The sequence below is a fragment of the Collinsella aerofaciens genome (genome assembly GCF_032584215.1).
GTDB lineage: Bacteria > Actinomycetota > Coriobacteriia > Coriobacteriales > Coriobacteriaceae > Collinsella.
This window is the reverse complement of sequence record NZ_JAWHPN010000098.1, coordinates 1-515: the sequence shown is the minus strand read 5'-3', so window position 1 is coordinate 515 and position 515 is coordinate 1. Positions and strand designations below refer to the sequence as shown.

The following is a 515-nucleotide window of genomic DNA, read 5'->3' as shown; positions in this document are numbered from 1 at the left end:
GAGGATGATTAAAAGCCTGAGAGATGCGCAGATCACAGACGGCCTGCCGCGTATCGGGCGGGAACAGCCGTGGGTCAAGGCACTGTCCATGGCCGCTGCCGTGCTGCACAAAAAGACCATGGACTATATCGACGGAAGCCAAATCTATACCGCCATCGACAGCGTGGCGGAGCCGGTGCTTGACGCCCTGGCAGTCAACTGGAAAATCGACTGGTATGACACTGGGTACGACATCGACCGGAAACGGCGCATCGTTAAAACGGCATTGACCATCCGGCGGACGATGGGCACAGTGGGCGCAGTCCGGGCGCAGGCGGACGCTATCTATCCGGGTTCAACCCTGGAGGAATGGTTTGAGTACGGCGGGACGCACGGGAGGTTCCGGCTGCGGGTGAACATCGTCACGGTGGAGGAACGGGAGGAATTTGAAGCGATGTCGCTCCGGGAGATCGAACGGCGGCTTGCAGCGGCAAAGCGGTTCAGCTCCCACTTGGAGGAGGTGGAATACTACGATG

General features: G+C 59.8%; 1 protein-coding gene. It reads left to right on the top strand.

The window, feature by feature from the left end; translation table 11 throughout:
* On the top strand, positions 1-515 hold a 515-nt coding region (locus RX395_RS09925), incomplete at both ends, for a phage tail protein I (RefSeq protein ID WP_316367320.1).